General features: G+C 64.4%; 7 protein-coding genes. All 7 read left to right on the forward strand.

Annotated features, from left to right (window positions below; translation table 11 throughout):
* Positions 1-81 precede the first annotated feature (81 nt).
* Positions 82-1,152, forward strand: coding sequence for an ABC transporter substrate-binding protein (locus V6M52_RS00710; RefSeq protein ID WP_332698389.1), 1,071 nt, complete (start codon positions 82-84; stop codon positions 1,150-1,152).
* 148 nt (positions 1,153-1,300) lie between these two features.
* Positions 1,301-2,191: an ABC transporter permease gene (locus tag V6M52_RS00715; protein WP_442881792.1), complete on the forward strand. Its 891-nt coding sequence runs from the start codon at positions 1,301-1,303 to the stop codon at positions 2,189-2,191.
* Positions 2,188-2,979, forward strand: coding sequence for an ABC transporter permease (locus tag V6M52_RS00720; protein WP_332698374.1), 792 nt, complete (start codon positions 2,188-2,190; stop codon positions 2,977-2,979). The genes V6M52_RS00715 and V6M52_RS00720 overlap by 4 nt, the downstream gene beginning before the upstream one ends.
* A 3-nt stretch (positions 2,980-2,982) precedes the next feature.
* Positions 2,983-4,047: an ABC transporter ATP-binding protein gene (locus V6M52_RS00725; protein ID WP_332698377.1), complete on the forward strand. Its 1,065-nt coding sequence runs from the start codon at positions 2,983-2,985 to the stop codon at positions 4,045-4,047.
* Between the two features lie 4 nt (positions 4,048-4,051).
* Positions 4,052-4,885 carry a 3-mercaptopyruvate sulfurtransferase gene (gene sseA, locus V6M52_RS00730; RefSeq protein WP_332698380.1) on the forward strand — a complete coding sequence of 278 codons (834 nt, stop codon included), beginning with the start codon at positions 4,052-4,054 and terminating at the stop codon, positions 4,883-4,885.
* 105 nt (positions 4,886-4,990) lie between these two features.
* Positions 4,991-6,148, forward strand: a complete 1,158-nt coding sequence (locus V6M52_RS00735; RefSeq protein ID WP_332698383.1) for an efflux RND transporter periplasmic adaptor subunit — start codon at positions 4,991-4,993, stop codon at positions 6,146-6,148.
* A 5-nt stretch (positions 6,149-6,153) separates the two neighbouring features.
* On the forward strand, positions 6,154-6,647 hold a 494-nt coding region (locus tag V6M52_RS00740; protein ID WP_332698386.1), incomplete at its 3' end, for an efflux RND transporter permease subunit.

A 6,647-nucleotide genomic window follows, 5' to 3' on the forward strand; every position in this document is an offset into this window, starting at 1 on the left:
AGCGCTTCCATTGGGCGCTGTCGAACGACTTCAGGGAGACTGAACATGTCCATCAAGAAAACACTCGGCGCATCGGTTTCGATGCTTGCTGTGCTCGCCGTCTCTGCCCCTACCTTCGCCCAGGCCGATCTTGACGCGCTCTATGAAGCCGCCAAGGCGGAAGGCCAGCTCACCACCATCGCCCTGCCCCATACCTGGTGCGGCTATGGCGAAGTGATTGCCGGCTTCAAGGCCAAGTATCCGGGCATCACCGTCAACGAGCTCAACCCCGATGCCGGCTCGGCCGACGAAATCGAAGCCATCAAGGCAAACCAGGGCAATACCGGCCCGCAGGCGCCAGACGTGATCGACGTCGGCCTCTCCTTCGGCCCGTCGGCCAAGGCCGATGGCCTGATCCAGCCCTACAAGGTTGCGACCTGGGACTCGATCCCTGCCGAAGCCAAGGACGACGAAGGCTACTGGTACGGCGACTATTATGGCGTGATGGCCATGCTGGTGAACAAGGACCTCGTGTCCACCGTTCCCGCCGATTGGACCGATCTGCTCAGCGCCGATTACAGCGCCAGCGTCGGCCTCGCCGGTGATCCGCGCGCCTCCAACCAGGCCATCCAGGCCGTCTATGCCGCTGGCCTCGCCGCCACCGGTGCCGACGAAGGCGCTGCCGATGCGGGCCTGAAGTTCTTTGCCGATCTCAACGCTGCCGGCAATTTCGTTCCGGTCATCGGCAAGGCCGCTTCGGTCGCTCAGGGCACCACCCCGATCCTGCTCGCCTGGGACTACAACCTGCTCGCCTTCCGCGATGGCTTTGAAGGCAATCCGGAAGTCGAAATCGTTGTGCCCGCCACTGGCGTCGTCGCCGGCGTCTATATCCAGGCGATCTCGGCTTACGCTCCCCATCCGAACGCTGCCAAGCTCTGGATGGAATACCTCTATTCGGACGAAGGTCAGCTCGGCTGGCTGAAAGGCTATTGCCACCCGATCCGCTTCAACGATCTGGCAGCAAACGGCAAGATCCCGCAGGATCTGCTCGACGCTCTTCCCCCGGCCGTTGCCTATGAAGCCGCCGTGTTCCCGAGCATCGACCAGCAGAACGCTGCCAAGGCCATCATCACCGGCCAGTGGGATGCCGTCGTCGGCGCCAACGTCGAATAACGTCGACGCATGACTAAGCCAGCCACGACCGCTTCAACAGACCTCACTCTGAGCCTGTCGAAGGAGGAGGTCGTGGCTGGGTTTCGTGCCTGGGAGCCACGACCTCGTGGTTCGACAGGCTCACCATGAGGTCTTCTGGGGCACCGCGATGACCGACGTCCACGCACCGGCACCGGTGACACTTTCTCCTGCCCGCAAGCGCCTCTCCTTCGAGTGGCTGGGCGTCGCGCCCTTCATCATCTTTGCGGTGATGTTCCTCATCCTGCCCACGCTCTATCTCATCGGCGCTGCCTTCATTGGCCGCGATGGGCAGTTCACCTTCGACAATATTGCTGGCCTGTTCACCGACAGCATCATGGCCGCCTACTGGATTTCGATCCGCATCTCGGGCGCCTCCGCCATGCTCGGCGCGTTCATCGGCCTCGCCATCGGCCTCGCCATCATCCGCGGCAAGCTGCCAAGCGGACTGCGATCCGCGGTCATGACCTTTTCGGGCGTCGCCTCCAATTTCGCCGGCGTGCCGCTGGCCTTCGCCTTCATCTCCACCCTCGGACGCCTCGGCCTGGTCACCATCATCCTCAAGCTTGTCGGCGTCGACCTCTACAAGTCCGGCTTCAACCTGCTGAGCTTCTGGGGCCTCACCCTCACCTATCTCTACTTCCAGATCCCGCTGATGGTGCTGATCATCGCGCCGGCCATCGATGGCCTCAAAAAGGAATGGAGCGAAGCCGCGCAAATCCTGGGCGCCTCTCAATGGCAGTTCTGGCGCTATGTCGGCCTGCCCATCCTCTGGCCCAGCTTCCTCGGCACCCTCAGCCTGCTCTTCGCCAATGCCTTCGGCGCCATCGCCACCGCCTATGCGCTCACCGGCTCCTCGCTCAACATCGTGCCCATCCTGCTATACGCACAGATTCGCGGTGATGCCCTGCAAAATCCCGGTCTCGGCGCTGCCCTGGCGCTCGGCATGATCCTGATCACCGCCTCCGCCAACATCATCTATCTGGTGATTTCCTCGCGCGCCGAGAGGTGGATGAAATGAAGTCCAACCGTTTCTGGGCCTGGCTGGTTTTCGGACTGGGCGCGGCCTATTTCATCATCCCGCTGATCGCCACCGTCGAATTCTCGCTTAAGATGCGCCGCGGCTATTACAGCTTCGACGCCTACGCCTCGGTCTTCTCCGATCCGCGCTTCCAGGCCACCTTCACCTATTCCGCGATCATCGGTCTCTTCTCGATCATCGTCGGTATTCTTGTCGTCGTACCGGCCGTCTATTTCGTCCGCTTGCGGCTGCCCTGGCTGCGGCCCTTCGTCGAGTTCATCACGCTGCTGCCGCTGATCATCCCGGCCATCATCCTGGTCTATGGCTATATCCGGCTCTACAATTCCAGTTCGATCATCCCCTTCACCGGCAGCGCCATCGGCACCGATATCCTGCTCACCTGCGCCTATGTCACCCTGGCCATGCCCTACATGTATCGTGCCGTCGATACCGGCATGCGCACCATCGATGTGCAGACGCTGACCGAGGCCGCCCAGATCGCTGGCGCCAATACTGTCCAGATCATCGGCCGCATCATCCTGCCCAACATCCTGGTCGCGGTCCTCTCCGGCGCCTTCCTCACCTTCGCCATCGTCATCGGCGAATTCACCATCGCCAGCCTGCTCAACCGGCCGGCCTTTGGTCCCTACCTGCAGAATGTCGGCGCCAACCGCGCCTATGAGCCGGCGGCGCTGGCCGTTATCTCCTTCATCATCACCTGGGGCGCCATGGGCATGATCAACGTGCTCGGCCGCTTCGCCCCCCGCACCTCCGCCAGGACCGACTGACCAATGGCAGCCTTCCTCGAAGTCCAGAATCTCACCAAGACCTACAACACTTCCACGGTGGTCAAGGGCGTCAACTTCGCCTTCAACAAGGGCGAGTTCATCTCCCTGCTTGGTCCTTCCGGCTGCGGCAAGACCACCATCCTGCGCATGATCGCCGGCTTCGAATCGCCCAGCGCCGGCTCGATCAAAGTCGACGGGGAGGACATCGTCACCCTCAAGCCCAACCAGCGCCAGCTCGGCATGGTGTTCCAGGCCTATGCCCTGTTCCCCAATCTCAATGTTGGCGACAATATCGGCTTTGGCCTCAAGATCGCCGGCATGCCAACCGAACAGCGCCGCGCCCGCGTCGATGAAATGCTCAGGCTGATCGGCCTTCCCGGTTACGAGAAGCGCTTCCCCTATGAAATGTCCGGTGGCCAGCAGCAGCGCGTCGCCCTCGCCCGCGCCATCGCCCCGGCCCCCCGCATGCTGCTCCTGGACGAACCGCTCTCGGCCCTCGACGCCAAGATCCGCGTGTCGCTGCGCGAGGAAATCCGCGCCATCCAGCTCGAACTCGGCATCACCACCGTCTTCGTGACCCATGACCAGGAAGAAGCGCTGTCGATCTCCGACCGCATCGTGGTGATGCATGCCGGCAATATCGAACAACTTGGCGCCCCGCACGAAATCTACAACACGCCGGCTACCCGCTTTGTCGCCACCTTCGTGGGCCAGCTCAACACCATCGAGGCGATGGTGCTCGATCCGGCCGCCAAGACAATCACCATCGACGGACAAACCGTCACCGCGCACGCCTTGCCGGTCTCGGCCAGCGCCAACGCTCCCATTTCACTGACCCTGCGCCCCGAGGTTCTCTCCATCGGCGCCCGCCAGGGCAACGATATCACCCTCACCGGCACCATCGCCGATGTCACCTTCCTCGGCTCGGTCATCCGTCTCCGCGTTTCCCTCGGCAAGAACGTCGTCAGCCTCGACACTTTCAACGACCAGCGCACCGCCCCCCCCAGCCGCGGCGAACCGGTCACCATCAGCCTCGCCAGCAAGGACCTGTTGGTGCTAAGCAACTAGCACCATGGACAATCCCTTCGTCACCACCGACTGGCTCGCGACCCATTTGAGCGACCCCAATCTGGTCGTGCTCGATGGCAGCTGGCACATGCCCAATGCGACCCGCAACGCCCAGGCGGAGTATCTCGCCGGCCATATTCCCGGCGCTGTTTTCTTCGATATAGACGGCGTTGCCGATACCAGCACCGACCTGCCTCATATGCTTCCGGCACCCAACGATTTTGCCCACATGGTGGGCGCCCTGGGCATTTCGGACACCATGACCATCGTCGTCTATGACGAGCTTGGCCTGTTCTCCGCTCCCCGCGTCTGGTGGACCTTCCGCACCATGGGCGCCGACGATGTCCGCATCCTCGTCGGCGGTGGCCCCAAATGGCGCGCCGAGCGCCGAGCCACTGAAATCGGTCTGGTCGCCCGGCCACCGCAGGTCTTCCACACCAGCTTCGATCCCGACCGCGTCGCCGACTTCGAAACGGTGCGCGACCGCAGCCACGACGGCGTTGCCCAGATCGCCGATGCCCGCCCCGCCCCCCGCTTCCACGCCGAAGCGCCCGAGCCGCGCGCCGGCCTGCGCGGCGGTCACATACCCAATAGCGTCAGCATCCCTGCCAGCCTGCTCACCGTGAACGGCCAGATGCGCCCAACGGCCGAACTGGCCCAGCTTTTCGCCGACCGTGGGCTCGACCTTGCCAAACCCATCATTACCTCCTGCGGCTCGGGCATCACTGCCGCCACGCTGGCGCTTGCCCTGCAACTGGCCGGTGCCAACCAGGTCGCCGTCTATGATGGCTCCTGGTCCGAATGGGGTGCCCGCCCCGACGCCGAGATCGCGTCTTGATTGCCTGACCTTACAGCTTTGTAACGTGCGGGCCGGGCGGTGACTGTTAATCTCGCCCCATATTTGACGGCGTAGGCCGCTCCATCGTTTTTCGGGATACATCGCGTGATCCGGCAACTCGTCGCGTCTCTCATCGTTCTGGCGGCCGCCTCGGCAGCCTGGATATTCTTTGTCCCCGGCTCCACCGAAACCCTCGCCCGCGTCGGCATCGTCCTGCCCTTCGCTGCGGCGCCTGAACAACAGGCCCAGCCCGGCAGGCGGCCCGGCGGCTTTGGCGGCCGGCAGACCAATGTCGTGACCACCGCGGTCACCCTCTCCACCATCAACGACACCCTCGCGGCGGTCGGCGAAGGCACTGCGGCCAGTTCCGTCACCGTCACCTCCCCCGCCGGCGGCACGCTCGCCGAGGTTCTGGTACGGCCTGGCCAGGTAGTCGCTGCAGGCGACGTCATTGCCCGTCTCGATGCCGAGGCCGAGCAGATCGCCTATGACCGCGCCCGGCTTGCCGTCGACGACGCTCAGGCCACCCTCGCCCGCACCGAGGGCCTGGCCAGTTCCAGCGTCGTGGCCACCACAGCCCTTACTGCGGCCCAGCTCGCCGCCGCCAATGCCGACCTCGAATTGCGCAATGCCGGCGTGGCCCTCGCCCGCCGCACCATCGCCAGCCCTATCGCTGGCACTGTCGGCTTGATCCGGGTCACCCCCGGCAACTATGTCGCCGCCCAGACCACGGTCACCACGGTGGACGACACATCTTCCATTCTCGTCGATTTCTGGGTGCCCGAGCGCTATGCCGGCGTCATCGCGCTTGGCGCGCCGGTGACCATCTCCTCGGTCGCCCTGTCCGGCCGCAGCTTTGCCGGCGAAGTCAGTGCCATCGACAACCGCATCGACCCGGCCAGCCGCACCCTGCAGGTCCAGGCCCAGATTCCCAATGAGGACGGTGCTTTGCGCGCCGGCATGTCCTTTTCGGTGGCCCTGCGCTTCCCAGGCGAGCAATATCCCACGGTCAATCCGCTGGCGATCCTGTGGTCTGCCGACGGCTCCTATGTCTGGAAATACGATGACGGCAAGGCCGCCCGCGTGCCGGCTGAAATCGTCCAGCGCAACAGCGATGGCGTCTTGGTGCGCGGCGATCTCGCCCCGGGTGACGCGATCATCACCGAGGGCATCCTCCAGCTCAGCGATGGCGCGTCCGTGACCCTGCTCGATGGCCCCGACGGCACAGAGGCTGCCGCGGACGCCGCCGTGACCGAGGAGTAGGGCTCATGTCGATCGCCCAGAAGAACGAACGCGGTGGCACGCTGGCGGCGCTCTTCGTGCGGCGGCCGGTCATGGCGGTGGTCATCAACGCACTCATAGCCATGGCGGGCCTGGCCGCCCTTCTAGGCGTCGAAGTACGCGAACTCCCCAGCGTCGAGCAGCCTGTGCTCTCCATCTCCACCAGCTTTCCCGGCGCCGCCGCCGAGACCGTGGATCGCGAGGTGACCGCTGTGGTCGAGGGCGCCGTCGCCCGCGTCCAGGGCGTCACCTCCATCTCCGCCAGTTCCTCCGTCGGCAGCAGCCGCGTTACCCTCGAATTCTCCGACGGCACCAATCTCGATACCGCCACCTCCGACGTGCGCGACGCCCTGAGCCGGGTCAACCGCAACCTGCCCGATGGCGTCGAGGATCCCACAATCTTCAAGGCCGATAGCGACGCCCAGCCCATCATCCAGCTCGCCGCCACGGCCGACGCCATGTCGGTCGCCGACCTCAGCGA

The sequence above is a fragment of the Devosia sp. genome (genome assembly GCF_036676215.1).
Taxonomy (GTDB): domain Bacteria; phylum Pseudomonadota; class Alphaproteobacteria; order Rhizobiales; family Devosiaceae; genus Devosia.

What these genes read in the sequence shown, in the direction of transcription:
- V6M52_RS00710 (WP_332698389.1), top strand. Translation starts at nt 82, where the DNA reads ATGCTTGCTGTGCTCGCCGTCTCTGCCCCTACCTTCGCCCAGGCCGAT.
- V6M52_RS00715 (WP_442881792.1), top strand. Translation starts at nt 1,301, where the DNA reads ATGACCGACGTCCACGCACCGGCACCGGTGACACTTTCTCCTGCCCGC.
- V6M52_RS00720 (WP_332698374.1), top strand. Translation starts at nt 2,188, where the DNA reads ATGAAGTCCAACCGTTTCTGGGCCTGGCTGGTTTTCGGACTGGGCGCG.
- V6M52_RS00725 (WP_332698377.1), top strand. Translation starts at nt 2,983, where the DNA reads ATGGCAGCCTTCCTCGAAGTCCAGAATCTCACCAAGACCTACAACACT.
- sseA (WP_332698380.1), top strand. Translation starts at nt 4,052, where the DNA reads ATGGACAATCCCTTCGTCACCACCGACTGGCTCGCGACCCATTTGAGC.